Genomic DNA, 22,404 nt, shown 5'->3' with positions numbered 1-22,404 from the left:
AGCCGCGGGCGGGTCTGCGGGGGAGTCTCGGCTCAGAGGGCCTCTGAGTTGACGACTTCGAGGTCGCTGCTGATGATGCCCTTTTCCCGCACGGTGTCGAGAATGTGTTTTTCGATGTCGGGGCTGGGGCTCAGGGCGCGGTGCGGGAGGTCCTGGATGAGCAGTTCGAGGGCACAGGCGTTGTGCAGAGCCATGGTGGCGTCGATGAAGCGCATGCTCGTCGGGTCGTCGAGGATGAAGTTGAGCGGGTGTTTGTTGTTGAGAACTCGGTGATTGGGGATGGCCGAGCCGTACTCGTCTTCCACGCCCATGTTGGCGAGCAGTACGGGTGATTCGATCACGGCCGGGGCGTCGAGTTTGTGCCGCAGGGCGCTGATTTTGCCGGTGGCCGTGACGACGCACCAAGAGTGCAGGACGGCTTCGCGGAAGGCTTCGGGGTCTCCGGTGTTCACGAAGGCGACGTCGCCGGGGAGTTCGCCGGATTTGTCAATTTCATCCGCCACGGTGACTTTCATGCCGTTTTTGCGGGCGTAGTAGGTGATGCCGTGGCCGACTTTGCCGTAGCCGATGACGAGGAGCCGGCGGCCTGCTACGTCGCTGTGCCCGAGCTGGCTGAGGGCTCGGAAGAAGCTCTCGCCCGTGCCGAGAACGGCTTCGATGCGTTTGATGCGGCTTGAGTCGACGATGAAGACGGGGCTGTGCACGCGCTCATAGCGCGGGACGCCCGAGCGCGTCAGTTCGCAGAAGCCGAGGGTGGGGTGCAGCTGTGCACACTGCCCCGAGCAGTCGAGCACGATGTCGAAGTTGTCGTCTCCTCGGCGGGCGCGCTTGACGCCGTATTCGCCGAGGCGGTCGAGGACGCTCTGATCCAGCGGCAGCTGGTAGCGCCAAGGGACGTAGACCTCCGCACCGGCTGCCAGCAGCGCCATGAACTTGCCCAGGGTGTTGGAGTACAGCGGGGTGGCATCGAGAATCCTGAGCCCTTCAAGGGGGCGCGTCACGGACCATTCGTCTGTTTGCCGGAGCAGCGCCGGCCATTCTTCGTCGCGGTAGCGGGCCGTGAGCGTGTCTTTGATTTTTTGTGCGTACTCGTTCATTCGCCCTCAAGTATAGCTGCCTCTCTCCAAAAAGCAAGCTAGAAGAGGGGGTGTCTTTGTCTGCTGGCGGAGTTTTCTCCCTCTTCCTCTCTCCGCTGCATGAAAAAGAATCGCGCTGCCCGCCGGGCAGCGCGATTGGTGAAGGATGTGGCCTGTTGCGACGAGCCTTTTATTTGATGCGGTCGTCGGGGCCGGGGCCCCAGCTGGGCTTGACGGTCGGTTTCTTCGGCCCGTCGCCCGGAAGGTTGCTCGGTACGCGGTATTGGCTGCGGGCGGCTTCGTATTGCTTCTTGAGCTCGGCAAAGACGGAGGCGTAGGCGGGATCAAAGGCGACGTTGCGAGACTGAGCGGGGTCTTTTTCGTTGTCGATGAGCATCCATTCGTTCGACGGAATGCGCTTGCCGCTCTTGCGCTCCTGCTCGGTGGGCGTCCAGATGCGGGCGAAGGTGTAGCGATTCGTGCGGATGCCGTCGTGGCGGGCGGCATTGTGCTCGCCGGGCTGTTCGTAGAAGGCGTAGTAGAGGGTGCGTTCGCGGAACTGTGGGGCATCACCCGTTTGGAAGAGCGGGGTGAGGGAGACGCCGTCGAAGGTGCGCGTGTTTTCCGGGGTGTCGGCTCCGGCCAGTTCAACGATGGTCGGCGCGTAGTCGATGTTCTGCACGAGGGCCTGCGAGCGGGCGCCTGCCTTGATGTGACCCTTCCAGCGCATGATGAGCGGCATGCGCAGCGATTCCTCAAAGATCCAGCGCTTGTCGTAGAGGCCGTGTTCGCCCATGTAGAAGCTTTGGTCGCCGACGTAGATGACGAGGGTGTTTTCCGAAATTCCTTCTTGGTCGAGGTAGTCGAGCAGGAGGTTGACGGATTCGTCAACGGCCATGAGGGTGCCGAGGTAGTCCTCCATGTACCAGCGCCAGCGCTGTTCTGTCATCTTTTTGATGGTCGGGTATTTGCCGGCTCTGAAGTTTTTGACGAACTCGCGCGTGCGTTCGGCGTAGAAGTTGTAGTAGAGGTCGTTGAGCCCCGGTTGATCAGCGGCATTGCGTGCATTGAAGCCGAGGTTGGTGATGGGTGCGTACTTGGGTTCGTGTTTGCCCCAATCAAAGTCGGCGGGAATTTCGCCTTTGAAGCGCCCGTTTTTTACCATGTTGCGCAGCTGGTTCTTGGGGACGATTTCTTTCATCACGTCGAAGGGTATGAGCTCTTGGACGAGGTGGTTGTCGTTCCAGTTGCAGAGGTCGCGCGAGACGGTCTGACGGCTGTTCTTGAGGAATTCAGGCAGCTCGGCCCAGTTTTCATGCAGGTTGGCGGGCGGGGTGAGTTTGGCTGCCAGTTGGTGGGCTTTCCGAAGGTGTCGCGGGGCGACGATCCAGTTGCGGTGCGGGGCTTTGTGGCCGAGTACGAGGCAGAAGGGTTTGCTGCGGTCTCGGTTGTGAATCCACGAGATGGCTTTGGCTGTCAGTATGTCGGATACGTAGCCGGGCTCGCGGTGGCTGACGGTTTTGCCCTGTGCGTTCGGGGCGAGGAAGGTGGGGTTCCAGTACTGGCCTTGGTTGAGGAAGATTTGCCAGTTGTCAAAGCCCGTCGGTTGCGATTGGAGATGCCATTTGCCGATGATGCCCGTTTGGTAGCCTGCTTTTTGCAGCATTTTCGGGTAGGTGGGCTGGGCTCCGTTGAAGTCGGGGCCTCCGTCGTTGAAGAGGAAGCCGTTGTTGTTGGAGTGTCGGCCGGTGAGCATGCAGGCGCGGGAGGGGCCGCAGAGGGAGTTGGCGCAGTAGGCGCGGTCGAAGACCATGCCTTCGGCGGCCATGCGGCGGAAGCCGGGCAGGGGAATGGGGGAGTCTTCATCGCAGGTTCCCAAGGCCGCTGCGGCGTGGTCGTCCGAGATGATGAAGAGGATGTTGGGGCGTTTGTCGTCGCCTTTGGCGAGCTGCATCGCTGCGAGGACGGTGCAGACCAAGGCCGACATGAGGTGGGCGAACTTCATAGCGGGACTATACTAGCAGACATGGTGTCGCTTTGTCAAGGCGGCAGTTCTGACGGGCAGGGCAGGCGCATGAGAAAATCGGCGCCGTCTCCCGAGGTGTTTCGGATGTTGGTGCGCCGTGTTGGGCGCTGAACGGGTGCGCGCGGTTCCGCCGCGGCTCCCGGCTCTGCGCCGCAGCTGACGGGGCGCTTGCCCTGAGGGGCGCTTGCAACGCGGCCTCGCTCTGCGGGGAGGCAGGGCGAGGCCGTGTGTGTCTCCGAGCCGCTGCGGGCGGCGCGGGTGACAGGTTGGCGGAAAGAGAGCCTTTAGTTCTCGGTGGTGGAGGTGTAGTAGACTCGGCCGTCCAGACTGGCGTGGTAGATGCCGCCTTTCATGACGGAGATGCCGATGGTCTTATTGGCGTAGTTGCTCTCCGGGGCGGGAATGCGGTAACGCCGGATTTCCGGGGTTCCGGGCTGGTCGGGGTCGCGCACGACGACGGTGATGGGCCAGCGGACGGGCGATACCTGCTTCTTGTTGGTGGTGTAGCTTTGCCCGTTGACCATGAAGCCGCAGGGGTAGACCTCGCCGGCGGCGTCATTGGCTTCGATGAAGAGTCGCCCGTCCGTGGTGTTGATGATTTGCACGCTGTAGTCGACGGGTCCCGTCGGCAGGGCGCTGCCCGTGTTGGCCGACGGCAGCGAGGGCTGAACGGTCGGACGGTTCATGGTGGGGGAGGTGATGTGATTCGGGGTCGCGCCGGCGTTGTTTGTCAGCGTGTCGGGCTGAATGGCGGGAGGTGTGACGGGCCGGGGGGTGGTGGAGAGGGCTTCGTCGATGATGTCACTGCCGCCGTTCTGCCGCACGGTGTTGGCCGGGGGGGGCGCGGGGCTGGGGTAGCTGCTTTGGTCGGGGAGCATTCCCGGGTTGTTGTAGGCGGCTACGGCTCGATCAAAGGCGTCGTTCGTGTCTGAGCTGACGGCGACGGCTTCTTGGCCGGGAAGGGCCATGTAGCGAGCTTCCGGACGCCCGTGGGACGTCGTTACATTGGCGCCGGAAACGGCGTTTTGGTCGGACTGGCAGGAGGCCAGCACCATACTGACCGCTCCCGCAATGCAGATGGGTAGAATGCTCTTGTTCATGCGGGCGGCATTATATCAGATCGCCGAATACTTGACAAGTCATATGACTGACATACAGTAGGATTCGGGCGTTGCGACGGCGGAAGCTGCGTCGGGTGCCGCTCTGGGCGCTCGCTGTGCGGGAAAAGCTGCCGGCGGTTTGTGCTTGCAATCTCAAGCTGATGCGGTAGAATAGCCGCGTTATGGCAGACCGCACACAGACAGATCCGGTTCGAATGGAAAAAATTGTCAGCCTCTGCAAGCGCAGAGGGTTTATCTTTCAGGCAGCTGAGATTTACGGCGGCCTTAACGGTTGCTGGGATTACGGTCCTCTCGGCGCGGAGCTGAAGCGCAATCTCAAGGATTACTGGTGGCGGGTTTTCGTGCAGGAGCGCCCCGATATTGTCGGTATGGACGGCGCGATTTTGACGCATAATTCCGTGTTGGTGGCCTCGGGCCATGTGGGCGGTTTCACGGATCCTCTCTGCGATTGTTTGCTGAGCAAGGAGCGTCTTCGCGCGGATCAGATTCCGGCTCAGAGTGGTGTGGCGTTCTGGTGGTCGGGTGCCGCGAAGGCCGATGGCAGCTGGAGTACGAAGAAGGAGTTTTCGATGCTGGTGCCCTCTGATTCTGACAAGGATGCCAAGACGGCCCGCAGGGGGGCGCTGCAGTATTACAGCCAGATTTGCGGCAACGGAGCCCAGCCGGGTGATATGGAGCTGCTCGATGAGCGGACGGAGCAGGTGACGGACAGTGTGCGCTACAACCCGGCCAATGGTTCGTTGGTGACGGAGGCTCGCTCGTTCAATCTCATGTTCAAGACGACGATCGGTGCGGCTTCGGATGAGAATGACCCGAGCAGTATCGGTTGGTTGCGCCCTGAGACGGCTCAGAGCATTTTCTGCCAGTACAAGAATATCCTCGATTCGTCGCGCATGAAGCTGCCGTTTGGTATCGCTCAGATCGGCAAGTCGTTCCGCAATGAGATCAACCCGCGCAATTTTACGTTCCGTTCCCGCGAGTTTGAGCAGATGGAGATTGAGTATTTCTGCCGTGCGGAGGACGGGTTGCGCCTGACGGATGAATGGCTGGAGGCGTGTTTGTGCTTCTATGAGAATATCGGTATTCCGCGCGATAAGATTCATATTCTCGATGTGCCGGACGGCGAGCGCGCATTCTACTCCAAGAAGACGTACGACCTCGAGTACGCGTTCCCCTTCGGCGTGCAGGAGCTTCAGGGGATCGCGTATCGCACGGATTACGATTTGAGCCGCCATCAGGAGGGGTCGGGCAAGCCGATGGAGTATTTCGATGAGGCGACGCGCGAGCGGTTTATTCCGCACGTCGTCGAGCCGTCCGCCGGCTGCGATCGCACGGTGCTCGCGGTGATCTGCGAGGCTTATGATGAGGAGGAGCTCGGCAAGGACGGCAAGAGCGATGTCCGCACGGTGATGCGTTTCCATCCGCGCATGGCGCCGATTAAGGCGGCGATTTTCCCCCTGCTCAAGAAGAATGAGCAGCAGGTGCGCATCGCCCACGAGATTGAGCGCGAGCTGCGCCCGTATATGAATGTGTTTTACGATGAGGCCGGTGCCGTCGGCCGCCGCTATCGCCGCCAGGATGAGGTCGGTACGCCGTTCTGCATCACGGTGGATTTCGAGACGCTGGGCGAGGGCGATGATGCTTCGCTGAAGGATACGGTGACGATTCGCCACCGCGATTCGATGGAGCAGGAGCGCGTTGCCGTCAAGGATGTGCTGCACTGGCTGCTCCGACGCATCCACTGATTTGCCCGTCAGTTGCTTGTTTGCAAGTCGCCCGCGCTCGATGCCGCGGGCGGCTTTTTGTTGCCCGTCCGCCCCATGATGCCGCAGGCGGCTTTCTGCTGCCCGTCTCCCATAGTGCCGAGGGGCGGGCATGTGCTGCGCCGACGTCTCTCTCGGTTGACGCTCGCCGTGCTCTTGTGCATGATGCGTGCATGCCGATACGTATGCGAGAGTGGGGCATGCTGCGTGCTCCGCAAAATAACATCAGGGTGCCGGTCGCCGGTCTTGCCGGGCAGGATCAGGCGGCGGCGCAGCTCGGAGGCGCGGTGCGCGATCTGGTGCAGGCGGGCTCGTCGCTGGCCGAGGAGCGCCGCGAGGTGGAGCAGGTGGCCGATGAGGCGCGCTTGGCGGCGAAGTTGCAGCAGTTGTGCCGCGAGACGAGTGAGGCGATGGCCGATGAGGAGCCGCGCGATTGGGCTTATGCGTGGAATCGCGCGAGCGCTCCCGGCATTGCCGAGGCGCTTGCCGAGTTGCCTGAGGAGCAGCGGGCTGCCGGTCGGGCGATGGCCGACTGGTTGAATGCGCGCGCTTCTCTGGAGTCGCAGCGCGATCATGAGCTGAATCGCATTGAGCTTTCGCGCCGCAGTTGGCAGCGGCAGCTGGATGATGCGGTGGCGAGCGGCGATGAGCAGAGGGCGCAGCATTGGCTGTCCGCCGGTCAGCGTGTTTTCGTGCCCGAAGCCGAGATGGAGCAGAAGAGCGCCGAGGTCGCCAGCCGTTGCAGTTTGGTGCGCTGGCGCAGCCGATTTGACGAGAACCCGACGCAGGCGCTGCAGTCTCTCCGCGCGTCGGAGGAGGAGCTTTTGCCGACCGGAGAGCCCGAGCGGCAGCGTTTGCAGGAGCTGGCCGAGGAGTCGCGCCGCCGCCTGCGCCGCGAGGCCGTGGTTCGCATGGCGGATGATTTGCGCGCGGGGCGGGCTCTCGATGCGGAGGGGCTGCGTTCTTGGCATGAGGCCGGGCTGCTCAGTGATGAGCAGTTTGCGGCGGTGCAGCAAGAGGTGCATCCGCAGAGCCCGGAGGCTTTTTCGTCGTGGTTGCGCCGCGTGGATGAGTGCGGAGATGACGAGGAGCAGCGCACGGAGTTGGGGCTGAGCATAGCGACGGCGCCGATGCCGCCGGAGGAGCGCACGGAGTTGCTGGAGCGCTTGAGTGAGGGCGGCGGCTTGTGCGCGTCGGATCGCGCGGGTTTGAGCCGACGTCTGTTCGATTGGTTCGGTCGCGGCTATTTCGGGTGTGCGTCGGATGAGCCGGCGCAGCGATTTTATTTGCGCTTGCAGCGCGAGGGCTTCAGGCTGCTGCATGATGAGGGCAGTGAGGCTGTGGCGGCGTGGCTGGAGAGCCGCCGCGAGGCTGCGGGGCGTTGGGTTTGTTTTGAACAGAAGGAGAATCGAGTATGACGGCAGAAATGCAAAGAGTGAAGGACGGCGCATCGGATGCTGATGAGCAGCAGGTCGCGCTGATGGGGACGGCACCGACGGATCGCGCGGCGCTACGGACGGAGGAGCCGACGGCGGCCACGGCGGCGGAAGGTGCCGTCGGGGGTGGCGTCTCGGGTACGGTCGGCTCGGGTACGGCCGGCGGCGCGGTACTGTTGGGAGTGGGGAGCCGACTTGCGGCGTCCGCGCCGGATGATATACGAACAGGGCTTTTGCGGCGGCCTTCCGATGAGGAGAGCTCGACGTCGGCGCAAGGCGCTTCGGCGCTTCCCGATGTCGGGGCGGCGGATGCGGCGGCGGCAGGTGCAGCGGCAGATGGGGAGGCGTCGACGGATGAGTCGGCCTTGACGGATGAAGAAGCGGTTGCGGATGAGGAAGCCTTGGCGGAAGAGGAGGCCTTGGCGGAAGAGGAAGCCTTGGCGGAAGAGGAGGAGGCCTTGGCTGATGGGGAGGGGGCAGGCAGTGTCTTGCGGCATAGCGGTGTTTTTCTGCGTTCGCCGGAGAGTGCTCGCTATTGGAAGCGGGTGCTGGTGGGCGATTTGCGCCGCGTGCCCGAGGAGGTGCGCCGCCGCGCCGGGGCGGACGAGGCCGACCTGAGCGAGGAGGAGCGGCGCTACCGCTTGGCAAGTGCGATTAATCGTTCGTGGGTGGCCGATCACAGCACGCTGACCCGCGAGGAGATTGCCGAGAACTGGGGGCGTCTGCGCGCCGATATGGCTCGCAACATGGGCATTATCGACAATGAGGAGGAGTTTTACCGGGCAATTTCTCTGCGCGAGGATGAGGAGCCGTTGCGCCGCATGGCGTCCGATCTCTATCAGCGCGCCTACGTCGCCGGGCTCGATGGTCGCAGCTCTCTTGAGACGGGGCGCGAGATGGCCGAGTTGCCGCTGCGGCGGCAGAGAGCCGCCCGCCGTATCGTTGAAAGGGGCCTGGATGAGGGGCGCCTGCAACGCGAACGCTTTTTGCCGCTGGCAACGCGTTTGTCCGAGGGCCTCAAGGGGTATCATGCTGCGGAGAGTGAGTTTTTCTCGGCTTCGGATGTGCTGTCTGCGGCGCCGGATTTGTTTGCGGCAGCGGACGAGCTCAGCGAGATGTCGGAGGATGAGCGCCACGTGGTTTATCACATCGCGCAGGGGCTGTCCCCCGATCAGCGGTCGGGGACGGCTGCTTCGGTGATGCGTGCCGCGCGACGCGGGGCGCTGAATCTCGGTGTGGGTGCGGCTCAGGGGCTGGGGCATTTGTCTGCGGCTGTGCTGAGGGGTGTGGGGCGCGGTCTCGATGAGCGCGTCGGGACGAGTTTCGGCAGCAGTGCGGAGGCTCTTGATCGCCGTCTGGCGGTTCACGAGGAGCTGCGCCGCTTGGCCCAGCACGAGGTTTATCCTCTGGGGCGTGCGGCGGGGGCTTCCCGCATGGAGCAGTATATGATTGATGCGGCCGAGGCGACGCCCGGCGCGGTGCTGGCCTTTTCGTCCGGGGCGGGCTTTGCCGGCCTGACGCTCAGCGGCGTGGGCGAGTCGGTGGCCGAGGCGCGTTTGAGGGCACCCGAGGGCGATCGCGATTTGCAGTTGGTCGCCGGGGTGATCGGCGGGGCGATTCAGGCCGGGATTTACGCCGGAATGAGCAAGCTGGGCGGCCGGGCGCTGGAGCAGTCCCTTGCAGAGTTTGCACGGGCCTCGGGTTCCGGTGCCGCCGGGTATTCGATGGCGGCGCTGCGTTCTCTTGAGCATATGACGGGTGAGGGGGTGCGGCTGCTGCTGGCCGGAAAGGCTGCGGCGGCGACGGATCTCGGGTTGCAGGAGCTGGCGGCTCGCATCGACGGTACCGCTTCTCACATCGACTGGCGCGCTTACGGCGAGAGTGTGACGGATATTGAGACGAACATGCGCGAGGCGGCGATGCTGCTTCCCTACGTGTTGATCGGTTCCGGGCGCGTGTCGCTGCGCCACTTTCGCAATCGGGCTCAGGTGCTTGGCGACGGGTCTCCGCTGCTCGGGTGGGGAATTTCCGAGCAACAGAAGGAGGCGATTATGAGGGAGACGGATCCTGATCTTCAGAGCCGGATGCTGCTCGAGGCGCTGCGCGGCAGCCCTCGCTGGTCGTCGCCTTCCTTCCCCGAGGAGGCCGCGCGTGCGCTGCGCCTGCTCCATACGGAGTATTTCGACGGTTTTTCCCGGCCGGAGGTGGTTCGCGACTTCCTGAAACTGCCCGCTGATAGTGCTCAGGTAAAGCGGCCGGAGCTCCCTGCGCCCGAGGGCGATGCCGCGGCGCGCGAGGCGTCGTTGTTGTCGCGTCCCGGTGTTCGGGTGGAGGCGTTCAGGAAATCGAAGCGCTTGAGCACGGTGTTGCCGCTCTGGGATGAGTGGTGGGCCAAGTCGCATTTGCTCAGTGCTCGCCCCGAGACGCCCCGAGCTTTGCAGAGCCGCCTTCTGACGGAGGGCTACCGCAGCCGCCTGCGCTATGAATGGGAGCTGATGCACCCGGAGAAGCTTGTCCCCTCGCGCATTGAGCTCAGCGGGGCGTATGCGCCGAATGCCGAGCTCGAGAGACGCGTGGTGCTCGCGGATCGTTTCGCGGAGATTCAGGACCTTTCGTATCAGTATTTGCTGAGCTCTTACTCGCTGGATGCGCTGACGCGCTCCGTCGAGACGGAGGCGGTCATTCGCAAGCGGGCGGAGCGCTCGCGGCAGAATTTGCTGGGGCTGGTGGGCGATGTGGTGCTGCGGCTGGCTTCGGGCGAGGAGCCGAGCAAGGTGCGTGCGTTTTTCCGCAGCAAGTTCAGCCGCTCTTATTCGCGTCGCAGTTCGCAGTTGTCGGCTCCGGAGTGGATGCGTCTGACGCCGTATCACCTCTTGAATCACCTCGGCAATTTGCTGCACGATGCAAACAGGGTGGGGCTGGACGGGCAGCCGCCCGAGCTGGTCGAGGCCGTGCGCGTGATGAGCGGGGTGGAGGCCAATGCCCGCGCTCTTTTCGAATTGCTGCCGCTCAGCCCTGACTTCGTGACGGCGCTATCCCGCGGTATGTCTCCCGTGCAGGCGTACGCTCATTTGCTGATTCGCGAGTTGCAGCTGGACGAGAAGCAGGTGGAGGCTCTGCCGCCGGAGGTGCGTTTCAACGAGGCGGAGCCGCCGGATCAGTCGGCTTACACGAGGGAGAATCGCAGGCTTTACGAAGTCTACAGCCGCATGACGGGGCGCCGTCTGGAGTCCTGTACGGGCGAGGACGGCAAGAGCTACTGGCGCGTGCGCCGCCCGAACGGGGAGTTGACTCACTGGCACCAAACGCCGGATCAGGCCATTAATGAGCTGGCGGCTCAGTCGTCGCTTGCTTTCATGCTCTACGGGGTGCCGGCTCGCCGCTTGTTGCAGGAGGCGGCGGCTCGGCGCGATTTCCGATTGTCCGAGTGGCTGCCGGAGCCTCGGCACGAGTATTCGGCCTACGACAGGCTCTGCAGTGTGGCTCTGCGCGATCTGAGTCAGTTTTGGCAGGGCTCCGTGCTGCGCATGCAGCCGGGGATGGATATCAAGCCGATGCGTTACCGCTTCCGCATCGGCACGCGCAATGTGGGGATTTCGCCGAAGTTGCAGCTCAGCCGTGAGGCGAGCGGCGGTTATGATGTTGATGCCTACTCGGTGGCGACGCCGCTGGCTCTGATGCAGGCGCGTTTCAACACGTATTGGATGCGCCAGTTGAACAGCGAGTCGATCCGTGCCGATGAGCTTGTCCGGATGCTCGGGGAGCAGCACTTGCTTTCCGGGAGTCAGGTGGAGCGCATTTCCCGCATGGTCGAGCCGCGAGGGGCCGCACGCCTCAGGGGCATGGGGCCGACGCCTGCGGCGGTCGAGAGGCGCAACCGGGTGCTCGGGCGTTATTTGTCTCGCATCAGTCTCTTTTACATGATGACGCACATGGACCGCTTGTCGCTGCCCTCGTCGGTGCGCGAGTGGTTGTCGCTCGCTCCTTTCTGCCGCGCGACACCGGAGGTTCGCATCAATGACCAAAGCCAGAAGCGCGAGACGAGTATCCCGATTTCCGGCGGCGCGCCGGAGCTGCTGCGCTGGGCGAATCGCCGCAGCATGCTGCGCCTGCGGCGCTATGGTGATGTCTTGGGCAAGGGGCGGGAACTTGCGACGGAGATGTTTGAGCCGAGCGAAAGGCTGGCCGAGTTGTTGCGTGCTTCTCTGGGGCTCGACCCGGGCACCAATGCCGAACAGGCTTGGTGTTATCACTTCGAGGATGTGAAGGGTCAGTTCAATGTGTATCAGGACTACGTGAACCTGCTGCTGCATCCGCTTGATGCTTGGCGCCACATGCAGCCCGAAGAGCAGCGGGAGCTCAGGGAGAGCTTGGCTCTTGCGGATGATTCGGCGGACGCGGCTGAGCTGACGACGCGCCTCGGGCAGCTGGAAGAGACGCTGCGCGATTTCCCCGAATTGCACTCCTATTCTCAGAGCGCGGGCGTGCCGGGACAGGTGCACGAGATGCTGCCGGAGCCTTATGTGGAGACGCCGCCGTCGGAGGTGGAGGTTCTGCCCACGCATCTGCGCTATGGAGTGGGCGGTGCGGGCGGCCCGTTCCGCGTGGTGAATCAAACGCTGCCGAGGGTGGATTATCGCGTGAGCGAGTCCGGGAAGTTGCCGGCTTCTCTGAGCGAGGATGCGCGCGTGATGCCGGCTCTTCGCACGCTGGATGCGCTCCGCAGTTTCGTGGTTTCTCGCCCGTATGCGACGGAGCAGGGGATTTGGTGGCGCGGGCGGCGGTATGGCGGTGCCGATGGCGAGATGCTGCCGGATCTTTCCGAAAATTGGCTCGATCGTCCGGCTCTGGAGGGTGTTCGCTCGATGCTGGCTCGCATCGACGCGCAGCTCGCTGCTTCGGGGCAGGGTGAGATGCAGCTCTGCGGTGTGCGTTTGCTGCCGACGGGGGAGGCTCTCGATCTGTCGCCTTGGAAGCTTGTCTCGCTTTATCGCGACCCCGCGCATCCCGAGTTGCTCTACCGCCTCATGCCGGGGGAGCCCGATGCGCCCGGCGTGCCGATGCGCCGCCCCTATGTGGTGAATTGCTGCCACGGCTTCTATGTGCAGAACAAAAAACGCATGCGCGTGCGCCAAGCGGCGGATTTCTGTCTGGGTGTGGTGCCGCTCAACTACTTCCGGCCCTTTGAACTGCGCTTCTATTCGGATGAGAATATGGCGAGCTGGGGGCGCGAGGCGATTGCGCACACGCTCGACGGTATCGTGGCGCGAGCCGAGGCGATGATGCCCTTGGCCGATGAGTCCGGCGCAGCGGGTTCGCCCGACGGGGCGATGGCGGAAGCGGGCGAGTCTTTCGACGGCTCGGCATCGGCTCTCGGTTGGCGCGAGCTGGTGATGAGGCTTTGCGAGGATACATCGCTGAGCTATGTGCTCGCGGAGCTGGAGCCTTCGCAGATGCGTGCGGGGCAGGCGCTGGCGCTGTCTCTGGCTCGCGAGATGATACTGACGCAGGCGGGCAGTGATCCCGAGGCTCCCGAGCGCTTGCGCCGTTTGGCCTCTCGCCTCCGCAGCTGCCCGGATCTGCGTCGCCTTCTGATCGACGAGTTGAGCAACTGCCTCGAACGCAGCCGCGCCGAGCGCCGCCGCGCAAACAGGGCGTCGACACGGGGCCGGGGAGGTGAGGGGGCATGAGGGTGCTGCCCGAGCCTCTGCGCGGGCGCCTCGATGATCCGCTGTGGCGCTTGCAGAATCTCTACTGGATTGAGGATAAGGCCGGACGCATGCGGCGCTTCCGCCTCAATGCGGCTCAGATGCGCCTGCATCGCGGGCTCTGGTTTCGCAACGCGGTGCTCAAGGCGCGCCAGCTCGGCATTTCAACTTATGTGGCTTTGCTGATGCTTGACCGCTGCCTCTTTACGCCGAATTATCACGCGGGCATCATTGATAAGACGCTGCCGGATGCGGAGCAGAAGCTGGAGAAGCTGCGCTTTGCTTGGGAGCACCTCGACTATGAGCCGCCGGGCGCCGAGGCGGAGGAGCGGGCGCTTGCCTGCCTCGGCGCCATGATCAAGCAGCGCAGCGGGCAGATGAAGTCGGGCGCCTGCAAGCCGCTGAGTGATGCACGCACGCGGCTCGCCTTCGCCAACGGCAGTGATGTGAGGCTGGGCACGACGCTGCGCGGCGGGACGCTCCAGTTGCTGCATGTTTCCGAGCTGGCTCATGTGTCGGTTCATGCGCCGTGGCGAGCACGCGAGATTCGCACGGGCGCTATCAATACGGTAGCGGCGGACGGTACCGTCATTCTGGAGAGCACCCACGAGGGCGGTCGCTACGGGGTGAATTACGAGATGATGCAACAGGCGATGGAGAATGCGGCGCGGGACGAGCTGCTGCCGCTCGATTTTCGCTTCTTTTTCTTCAGCTGGTTTGACAACCCGGACTACGCGTTGAAGGGGCGCCCGCACTGGAGCGATTCCATGGGGGCGTATTTCGATAAGCTCGCCGAGGCGGGGGTGCGGCTCAGTACGGAGCAGAGGCTCTGGTACGCACGCATGGAGCGCACGATGGGGGCCGCCATGCGGCAGGAGTACCCGTCGACGCCCGAGGAGGCTTTCTGCACGGGCAACGACGGCGCGATCTACGGCTCGCAGATTGCGCTGCTGCGCGAGGCCGGGCGCATCGGTGTCGATTTTGCGTTCCGCCCCGATGAGCCGCTCTACACCTCGTGGGATCTCGGGCTGAGTGATCACACGGCCATCTGGCTGATTCAGCAATACGGAGGTCAGGTCTACTGGCTCGATCATTACGCGGCCAATCAGCTGCCTCTCGAGCATTTTGCCGGAAAGATTCGCGAGTGGGAACAGGCTTACGGCCCCATTGCCGCGCACTTTCTGCCGCACGATGCCGCACACCGCGATCCCCACGGCCACTCCTATGTAGAGAGTCTCGACGCTTGCGGCATCAGCGCGGTGCGGGTCGTTCCCCGCACGCCCGATATCTGGCGAGGCATCAATGGTCTGCGCGGGCTGCTGGCGCGCAGTTGGTTTCACCGTCGCACGCTTGCGCAGCGGGTCAATGCCCGCGGAGAGGCGGAGCCCTCGGGGCTCAGCTGTCTTGAGCGCTATCGCACGGCCCCGCCCGGGGCTTCGGGGACGCTGCGCGACGCTCCGCTGCACGACGCTTGCTCGCACAGTGCCGATGCGGCGCGCATGTTTGCCGAGGCGCTCAGCCACGGCATGGTTGCTCCCGTCGCGCTGCGCCACAGTGCCAGACGCGCACTGATGTGAGCTTGGCAAGGTTTGCGGCCGAGGGCCGTTTGTTGTGTGTGAAAGGCGCCTTCCTGCCGGCAGGGAGGCGCCTTTTTCTCACCCCGCGAGGAGCAGAGCCCACCCCCGCAGCCCCACCGGGCGCAACGCATCATCACAACAAAAAATCGCCGCCTCGGGGCGTCGGAGGGCAAGTTCGCCGTCCCGTCGGGGGTGCGTAACCCAAAAGCAAAACAGCGCCCCGCGTCGCGACAGGTGGGGCGCTGCGACAAGACTTTCGTCAACCGAGATCAGTCGGCCTGAACGCGGCTGTAGTTGTACTTGCTCTGGAAGCCGAGCTCTTCGGGGAATTCGGAGAAGCCCGACCAGACGTTGTACTCTTTGAGGCCGTTGCGCCCGCAGCTGCCCTGATAGGGCGGGCGGTAGGTGCACTTGTAGGTCGGAGCCCAGAAGGTCACCAGCTCGTAGAACCCGTAGCCGATGCGGGTGAAGGTGCGGGCGACACCATCGACGATACCGACGGAGAAACCGGCGTAGTCACCCTGTGCCGAGTTCCAGCGAATCATCGTGACGGGGATTTCCTCGACAGCATAAATAATGTTGCCGATGGCGCGTCCCAGCTTGCGGGTAGCCGTGTACTCGGAGGCGGGCGGCGCCTGAATATCGGCGTACGCAGTGCCGGCAACGGCGAAGAGGAGTGTTGTAAGGAGTAAGCGCTTCATGACACCACCAGTCATACCATATTAGCCCGGTTCATGCAAGAGAAAAAGTCTCAGAAAGTGCTACTTTTCGGGATTTCCTCGAGAGAATCGGGCAGAGGCGTGTGAATTTCCTCATCGCTGAGGTAGCAGCCGGGGTCCGAACCGTACCAGTGACCGTTGGCGAAGGCCGCGCGGGTGCGGAATCCGCCGCCGCAGAGACCGAAGTGAACGCAGCCGGCGCAGCGGCCGCTGAGCTTGCGCTGGCGCTCGGCCGGGTCCTCGCTGCCGCGCAGCTCCTGCAACAGGGGGGCGGAGGGAGCCGTCGAGGCCTCCCAGACTTCCGAGAACTTCTGCGTCTTGACGTTGCCGAGCGTGACGCCCTGCCAGAATTGGTCGGGGTGAATGTTGCCCTGCGTGTCGATGTTGGCGATGCCGCGGCCGGAGCTGTTGGCTCCGCCTCCGTTCCAGCGCAGCAGGCGCAGCGTTTCGGCGGCCAGCGGCGAGCCCTCGCGGATTTGGCGCAGCAGCAGGTAGATGCCGTCGGCGGGCTGCGTGACGGTGAGCAGCTCGCGGGGATGACCGCTCTCTTTCCAGCGGCTCGCGCGTTCGATGAGCATGTCCATCGCCGCGCGCGCTTCGTTCGGCTCAAGGCTTGCGACGTCGACGCCGCGCCCGGTGGGCACGAGGTGGTAGAAGCAGACGCGCTTGATGTCCTGCTGCTCGATGAAGTCGAGAATCTGCCCCATGCACTGCACGTTGTTGCGCGTGAGCGTGAGGCGCAGGCCGGTCTTTTGCCCCACCTCTTCGCAGAGGCGGAAGCCGCGTATGGCTCCTTCGAAGGCGCCCGGGACACCTCGGAACTTGTCGTGCACCTCACCGATGCCGTCCAGCGAGATGCCCACGTAGGCAACGCCGAGCTCCTTGAAGAGGCGGGCGAGTTCGGGGGTGATGCGCGTGCCGTTGGTCGAGATGGTGACTTTGAGTCCGCGCTCGGTGGCGCGGCGCAGCAGGTCGGCGAGCCTCGGGTGCAGCAGCGGCTCTCCGCCCGAGAGCAGCAGAGCGCTGGCGCCGTAGGCGGCCAGATCGTCAATCACGTCGCAGCATTGCTCCCAGTTGAGTTCTCCGGGGTAGATTTCGGCGTGCGAGTCGGCGTAGCAGTGCACGCAGCGCAGGTTGCAGGTGCGCGTGATGTTCCAGACCACGATGGGCTTGCGGGTGCGCGAGGAGGTCGGGGTGCAGGCGGCCGTGCTGGCAAGGTGGTCGGTAGAGCCGTGGCCGCTGCCGTAGCGAAGGTGATCGGCCGGTTGTGCCATGCCGGTCCAGAGTCGGGTGATGTTGATCATGTGTTGCGGGGGAAATCGGGGAAGGGAGAAAAAGAGGGAGGGGGAGCGGGGCTGCTCAGTCGGCGGTCGGGGTTGCTGCGGCGTCGGAGCCGTGCCCCGGCGCCTTTCGCAGCGCTGCGGGAATGTAGTTGCAGAGGGGCTCGCAGGCCATCATGTCGCCGGTCATGCCGTAGGCACGGGCTCGCGAGCCGCCGCAGATGTGTCGGTATTCGCAAACGCCGCACTTGCCGCCCAGCGCATCGTCGTTTCGCAGGGTCGTGAAGAGGGGGTGCGTGCGGTACACCTCGCCGAGGTCGTCGTGTCGGACGTTGCCCGCGGTGAGCGGCAAAAAGCCGCTGGGCTGTATCTCGCCCACGTGAGAGATGAACATGACGCCCTTGCCGTCGCGCGTCTTGGCGAGGTGCTTGGGCGGTATCCCCGTGCGCCGCGCCGCCTGCAGCAGGGTGCGCCTGTAGTGGTGCCCCTCCGTGGTTTTGACGGCGAAGGGCAGCTCGCGCCGCAGCGATTCAAGGCGGTTCCAGAGCGCTTCGAGCTCGTCGGCGCCGGGCAGGTCGTCGCGCGTCGCGCGCCCCGTGGGCACGAGCACAAAGACGCTCCAGACGTCGGGCTGAATCTGCTTCATGAGCTCGATGAAGGCGTCCGTTTGATCCAGGGTGGAGTGAGCGACCGTCGTGTTGATTTGCAGCTCGATGCCGGCTTCCTTGGCCTTGCGAGCCGCTTCGAGGGTGCGCTCAAAGGTGTGCGGCACGCCGCGGAAGGCGTCGTGGCGCTCCTGCGTGGCGCCGTCGAGGCTGAGGCTGATGCTGCGCACGCCGGCGTCGCGAAGGCGCGCAAAGTCCGTGTTGACGAGGCGCGGGGTGGCGGCGGGGCTCAGGGCGACGCGCTGCCCCTGCGAGGCGGCGCGCTCGATGATCTCAAAGATGTCTCGCCGCATCATGGGGTCGCCGCCGGTCAGCACGAGCATCGGGGGCGCGAGGCGTACGATGTCGTCGGCGAGCTTCAGGGCCTCCGCCGCGCTGAGCTCGTCGGGATGGGCCTGAGGCTGGGCGACGGCGCGGCAGTGGCGGCAGGCGAGGGCGCAGGCTCGCGTCAGCTCCCAGAACAGAATGAAGGGACGCTGCGCGTAATCAATTTCCGAAAAAGAGGGGTGCGTAGCCACGGTGCGCGTATTGTACCCGCCGATGCCCGCCTTGGCAAGCCTCATCTGAGGCAGCGGTGCGGCGGTCTCATCGGCGGCTGTCCCCCGTGCGTCATTGCACAAAATTTGCGTTCGGCGTGATAAAATTCTTGACAGCTCGGTAGGCTCGTGATATTCTGCTGCCCCGTTCCCGGACAAATAAACAACATCACCAACATCATGCGTTCCGTCACCGTACGTAAAGGAGAACCGATTGACCGCGCTCTGAAGCGCCTGAAGACCAAGCTCGACACCGAGGGTATCCTCGAAGAAATGCGCCGCCGCCGCGCGTTTGAAAGCCCCATGGATGAGAAGCGCCGCAAGGCTCGCTCCGCCAACAAGCGCAACAGCGTCAAGTGGCGTTTTACGAACAAGGAAGAGATTCCGGCTTCTGCCGTGACCCCCGCGACTCCTGAGGCCTGAACCCCTATTGTTCGGGAAGTTTTCTGAGACCTCGCCTGATGTGAATCAGGCGGGGTTTTCGTTTTTTAGCCCGGCCGCTCTTCCGCCCGCGCTTGCCGCCTGCCCGCGCCGACGTGCTCGCCGCCCGCTCTTGCTGTCCGCCGCTCACCGCTCACCGCCCGACGCCCGCCCGCCCGCGCTGAGCGGCCGAGCTGAGGGCACGCGGGCAGGAGAAGCTTAATTTCGTGCGTCGGCGCTTTTATGCTTGCTGATGCAGGGGGGCTGTGTTACGCTACTCGCCATGGAATCGGATTCTCCTCACCTAAGGGGCTGCCTGGTCGTCTTTGAGGGCATTGACGGCACAGGCAAGTCAACGCATATTCAGCTGCTGGCGCAGTATCTGCGTGCACGCGGCATTGATGTGGTTACGGACTGTGAGCCGACGCACGGTCCTTGGGGTATGAAGGTGCGCGAGGCGGCTCTCGCGGGCGAGCGCCTGAGCTTGAGCGATGAGATTGCCTGCCTGCTCGAGGACAGGCGCGAGCATGTGCGCGATGTGATCGAGCCCTCGCTGGAGCAGGGCAAGTGGGTGCTGCTGGACCGCTATTACCTCTCCATGATGGCGTACCAAGGCGCCAGCGGCGCCGGTGTTGAGGATATTCGCGAGTGGAACGAAGCCTTCGCGACGATTCCCGATGTTGCCTTCTGGCTTGATATTCCGATTGAGACGGCTCTCGAACGCCGGAAGACTCGCGGCGGCCCCGGCGATGCGTTTGAACAGGAGCCCTTTCTGGCGCGCTGCGCTCAGATTTACTCGAGCATGGAGATGCCTTGGCTGCGCCGCATCGAGGCAGACGGCGAGGTCGATGAGACGCAGGCGCGCATCCGCGAGGTGATTCGCGAGATGTTGGCCAGCCGCGATTGAGGCGCCTGACTGCGCGACTGAGGCGCCCGGCTCGGCGATTGAGGCGCCCGACTATCCGCCGCCCCGCGCGCCGAAGCGGATTCAGCTCGGCGCTCTGAGGCGGAGTCGGCTCGGTGCGCCGAAACGGATTCAGCTCGGCGCTTTGAGGCGGAGTCGGTCTCGCGCGTCGAAAGGGAGTCAGCCCGGTGCGCCGCGGGTCGCGGTCGGCGGGTGCAGATCAATCTCCCGTGGGTGATTCGCCGCGCTTGAGGGCTTCGGCAAAGCTCCGGGGCAGGCCGACAGCGGCGATTTTCGCGGCTGCGGCTTCGACGTCGTAGGGGACGCGGCAGAAGGTGACGGCATCGGCCTCGGTATCGAAGAGCAGGTAGGCGGCGCGGGGGTCGCCGTCGCGCGGCTGTCCGACGGAGCCCGGGTTGATGAGGTAGCGTCTCTGCGGGTCGAGGGCGAGGGTGAGGGTGTCGCCGTCGGCACCGGGGGAGGTCGGGCTCAGCTCCTCGATGATGCCCTCCGCATTTTTGCTGAACACGGCGGGGCGGTGGGTATGCCCGTTGAGAAGTCGCTTTTCGGGATAGAGGCTGAAGACGCCGGCGGCCTGTTCGCAGTTGCTGACGCGCCCCCAGCGCACCCCGCGATGCGGAGCGTGCATCAGGCGCAGGCCTTCGTGCACGGTGGTGAGCGGCAGGGCGGCGAGCCACTGCTTCTGCGCGTTGCTGAGCATCGCGGCACTCTTGGTGATCATGCGGGTGTAGAGCGCAACGCCGAAGAGACCGTGGTGCGTGATGGCGGCTTCGTGGTTGCCCTGAACGGCGGCGTGCAGCAGGGGCATCAGCTCATCGAGGCAGGCGGAGGGGTCTCCGTTGAAGCCGATGTGATCCCCGAGACTCAGAAAACGCGAAGCTCCGCGCGCTCGGGCATCTGCCAGAACGGCTCGGAGAGCTTCAAGGTTGGCGTGAATATCGCTGAGAATGGCCAGCAGCATGACAAGTGATGAGAGCGGTGAATGAGAACTAGGTGCGGAGAGAGAAAAGGGGTGGGTGATGCGGTGCGCCGGGAGCTCAGGAGGTCTGCAGAAGCTCCTGAAGCCGCTGCTTGAAGGCCGGCAGGCCCTCACCCATTGCGGCGGAGATGGGGATGATCTCCTGCTTCGGGAAGCGGAGGCGCAGCGCTTCGAGATTCTCGGTGGCTCCGGAGCCGTCCATCTTGTTTGCGATGATCACCCAGCGGCGTGCGGCGAGCTCTTCGGAGTAGAGCTTGACTTCCTTTCGCAGGGTTTCAATGGCCTCGATCGGGTCGTGCTCCAGCCCGGTCATGTCCACCACGAACAGCAGAAGGTGGCAGCGCATGATGTGGCGCAAAAATTCATGCCCCAGACCTCGGTTTTGCGAGGCTCCCTCGATAATGCCCGGAATGTCGGCCACGATGGCTCGGCTGTAGTCCGGGAACTCGACGACGCCCACAATAGGTTGCAGCGTGGTGAAGGGGTAGCTGGCCACTTTCGGCGTGGCCCGCGAAATGGCGCCCAGCAGGGTGCTTTTGCCGGCGTTGGGATAGCCGACGAGCCCGGCGTCGGCAATGCGGCGCAGCTCAAAGAAAAAGACGCCCGATTCGGCCTCGGTGCCGTACTCAAACTCGAGCGGCGCCTGATTGGTGGCCGTGCGGAAGTGCCAGTTGCCGCGCCCGCCTTTGCCGCCTTGGCAGAGAACGAAGCGCTCGCCGGGCTCGGTGAGGTCGGCAATCTGCTCGAGCTCGATGCCGTCGCCCTCGCGTTCGAGCCAGGTGGCTTCCTGCAGGGTGGAGGCGTTGCTGCGGTAGACGATGGTGCCGGGGGGAACTTTGCCGATGACGGTCTTGCCGTCTCGTCCGTGTTTGCGGGCGTGCATGCCGGGCATGCCGTCCGTGGCGATCAGCTTCGGGTCGTAGAAGTAGCTGCGCAGGTCGTTCGTGCCCGCGCTGACTTCCAGAATCACGCTGCCGCCGTCGCCGCCGTCGCCGCCGTCAGGGCCGCCTCGGGGAACAAACTTCTCGCGGCGAAAACTGGCCAGACCGTTGCCGCCCTTGCCTGCTTTGGCAAAGATTCGGATGTTATCGACAAACATGGCTTGATGATAGCGGAGTTGACACCGGAATGCAAGCTTAATTCCTATCGCCGAGCGAAACTTTCGCGCGCACGCGCACGCAAGGTGCCGCTTTTTGCTTCATGCCGACCTTTGGCCTTGCTTTTCTCCGGCCTTTCAGGCATAAAGGGGGCAGCATGACGGATGATATGAAGCACAAGCCCTCGTGGCTCAAGGTCAAGGTTCCCAAGGGAGAGGTTTACAAAAACGTCAATCGTCTGGTGCGCGACAATGGCCTCGTGACGGTCTGCGAGGAGGCTCTCTGCCCGAATCGCGGCGAGTGCTGGAGCCACGGCACCGCTACGTTCATGGTCTGCGGTGAGGTCTGCACCCGTGCTTGCGGGTTCTGTGCGACGCGCACGGCTCGCCCGAAGCCGCTCGATGCCGATGAGCCCCGCAAGGTGGCCGAAGCGGTCGCTGAGATGAAGTTGCGCCACACCATGGTGACGATGGTGACGCGCGACGACCTTCCCGACGGCGCGGCCGGACACATCGCGGCGACCATTCGCGAGATTCGCAAGGCGAGTCCGCAGACGGTCATCGAGGTGCTGACGTCGGATTTCAACGGCAATGAGGAGGCTCTCGCAACGGTGATGGAGGCGCGCCCGCATATCTTCAACCACAACCTCGAGACGGTCGAGAGGCTCACGCCTATGGTGCGCTTCCGCGCGCAGTATCGGCGCTCGCTTCACGTGCTGCGCCGCGCGTCGGAGCTGGCTCCCGGGATGGTGGTGACCAAGAGCGGTCTGATGCTCGGCTTGGGCGAGACTCGCGACGAGCTCGAGCGCAGCATGGACGACCTGCGCGAGCAGGGCGTCACCGTGCTCACCCTCGGCCAGTACCTACGCCCCTCGCCCCGCCACCTGCCGGTGATTCGCTATGTGCGCCCCGAAGAGTTTGACGAGCTGAGGGAAATCGGCCTTGCCAAGGGCTTCCGCCATGTCGCCAGCGGCCCGCTCATCCGCTCCTCTCACCACGATGCCAACTTCAGCCCCGAGCTGGAGATCATGGAGGCTATCAACGCCGATCTCCGCAGGCGAGGTGAGCTGATTTGAC

15 protein-coding genes are annotated in these 22,404 nt (G+C 64.1%); 7 read left to right on the top strand and 8 right to left on the bottom strand.

Translation table 11 applies throughout. The features are described 5' to 3' along the window. Positions 1 to 32 precede the first annotated feature (32 nt). The 3 genes from AC6UAL_RS02975 to AC6UAL_RS02965 form a co-directional block, all read right to left on the bottom strand. Complete coding sequence (locus tag AC6UAL_RS02975; RefSeq protein WP_500681874.1) at positions 33 to 1,097, bottom strand: Rossmann-fold NAD(P)-binding domain-containing protein; 1,065 nt, start codon at positions 1,095 to 1,097, stop codon at positions 33 to 35. Positions 1,098 to 1,266: 169 nt separating this feature from the next. Next, on the bottom strand, positions 1,267 to 3,081 hold the full coding sequence (locus AC6UAL_RS02970; protein WP_500681873.1) for a sulfatase family protein: 1,815 nt from the start codon (positions 3,079 to 3,081) through the stop codon (positions 1,267 to 1,269). A gap of 305 nt (positions 3,082 to 3,386) precedes the next feature. Beyond that, a complete protein-coding gene (locus AC6UAL_RS02965) occupies positions 3,387 to 4,202 on the bottom strand; it encodes a hypothetical protein (RefSeq protein ID WP_500681872.1) in 816 nt (271 codons plus the stop codon). A 182-nt stretch (positions 4,203 to 4,384) separates the two neighbouring features. On the opposite strand from AC6UAL_RS02965, the gene AC6UAL_RS02960 reads away from it, so the two are divergent. The 4 genes from AC6UAL_RS02960 to AC6UAL_RS02945 all read left to right on the top strand — a co-directional run bounded on the left by AC6UAL_RS02960 (position 4,385) and on the right by AC6UAL_RS02945 (position 14,707). Beyond that, complete coding sequence (locus tag AC6UAL_RS02960; protein WP_500681871.1) at positions 4,385 to 5,968, top strand: glycine--tRNA ligase; 1,584 nt, start codon at positions 4,385 to 4,387, stop codon at positions 5,966 to 5,968. Between the two features lie 191 nt (positions 5,969 to 6,159). Continuing rightward, a complete protein-coding gene (locus AC6UAL_RS02955; protein WP_500681870.1) occupies positions 6,160 to 7,404 on the top strand; it encodes a hypothetical protein in 1,245 nt (414 codons plus the stop codon). Positions 7,405 to 7,412: 8 nt separating this feature from the next. Next, on the top strand, positions 7,413 to 13,112 hold the full coding sequence (locus AC6UAL_RS02950; protein ID WP_500681869.1) for a hypothetical protein: 5,700 nt from the start codon (positions 7,413 to 7,415) through the stop codon (positions 13,110 to 13,112). Then, entirely contained in the window at positions 13,109 to 14,707 is a 1,599-nt protein-coding gene (locus AC6UAL_RS02945; RefSeq protein ID WP_500681868.1) for a phage terminase large subunit family protein, read from the top strand. The genes AC6UAL_RS02950 and AC6UAL_RS02945 overlap by 4 nt, the downstream gene beginning before the upstream one ends. Before the next feature lie 269 nt (positions 14,708 to 14,976). On the opposite strand, the gene AC6UAL_RS02940 is transcribed toward AC6UAL_RS02945, so the two are convergent. Genes AC6UAL_RS02940 through AC6UAL_RS02930 form a run of 3 tightly spaced genes read right to left on the bottom strand, consistent with a single transcriptional unit; the run spans position 14,977 to position 17,889 of the window. Next, positions 14,977 to 15,408: an exosortase system-associated protein, TIGR04073 family gene (locus AC6UAL_RS02940; protein WP_500681867.1), complete on the bottom strand. Its 432-nt coding sequence runs from the start codon at positions 15,406 to 15,408 to the stop codon at positions 14,977 to 14,979. A gap of 50 nt (positions 15,409 to 15,458) precedes the next feature. Further along, positions 15,459 to 16,730 (bottom strand): radical SAM protein, encoded by a 1,272-nt coding sequence (locus AC6UAL_RS02935; protein ID WP_500681866.1) that lies wholly within the window; start codon positions 16,728 to 16,730, stop codon positions 15,459 to 15,461. Positions 16,731 to 16,785: 55 nt separating this feature from the next. Then, positions 16,786 to 17,889: a radical SAM protein gene (locus AC6UAL_RS02930; protein WP_500681865.1), complete on the bottom strand. Its 1,104-nt coding sequence runs from the start codon at positions 17,887 to 17,889 to the stop codon at positions 16,786 to 16,788. 147 nt (positions 17,890 to 18,036) lie between these two features. On the opposite strand from AC6UAL_RS02930, the gene rpsU reads away from it, so the two are divergent. Both rpsU and tmk read left to right on the top strand, forming a co-directional pair. After that, positions 18,037 to 18,330: a 30S ribosomal protein S21 gene (rpsU, locus tag AC6UAL_RS02925; RefSeq protein ID WP_500681864.1), complete on the top strand. Its 294-nt coding sequence runs from the start codon at positions 18,037 to 18,039 to the stop codon at positions 18,328 to 18,330. A gap of 280 nt (positions 18,331 to 18,610) precedes the next feature. Continuing rightward, complete coding sequence (gene tmk / locus AC6UAL_RS02920) at positions 18,611 to 19,234, top strand: dTMP kinase (protein WP_500681863.1); 624 nt, start codon at positions 18,611 to 18,613, stop codon at positions 19,232 to 19,234. A gap of 217 nt (positions 19,235 to 19,451) precedes the next feature. Here the strand turns inward: tmk and AC6UAL_RS02915 are convergent, their stop codons facing one another. Further along, complete coding sequence (locus AC6UAL_RS02915; RefSeq protein ID WP_500681862.1) at positions 19,452 to 20,213, bottom strand: metallophosphoesterase family protein; 762 nt, start codon at positions 20,211 to 20,213, stop codon at positions 19,452 to 19,454. Positions 20,214 to 20,289: 76 nt separating this feature from the next. Next, the gene (obgE, locus tag AC6UAL_RS02910; protein WP_500681861.1) at positions 20,290 to 21,330 is read right to left on the bottom strand and encodes a GTPase ObgE; all 1,041 of its coding nucleotides are present in this window, start codon (positions 21,328 to 21,330) and stop codon (positions 20,290 to 20,292) included. Positions 21,331 to 21,431: 101 nt separating this feature from the next. Between obgE and lipA the strand changes: the two genes are divergently transcribed. After that, on the top strand, positions 21,432 to 22,403 hold the full coding sequence (gene lipA / locus AC6UAL_RS02905) for a lipoyl synthase (RefSeq protein WP_500681860.1): 972 nt from the start codon (positions 21,432 to 21,434) through the stop codon (positions 22,401 to 22,403). The last annotated feature ends 1 nt before the right edge of the window (position 22,404 follow it).

The organism is Candidatus Parakkermansia intestinigallinarum (assembly GCF_944389695.1).
Taxonomy (GTDB): domain Bacteria; phylum Verrucomicrobiota; class Verrucomicrobiia; order Verrucomicrobiales; family Akkermansiaceae; genus Akkermansia; species Akkermansia intestinigallinarum.
The sequence above is the reverse complement of the archived record's forward strand: the minus strand, read 5'-3'. Positions and strand labels throughout refer to the sequence as shown.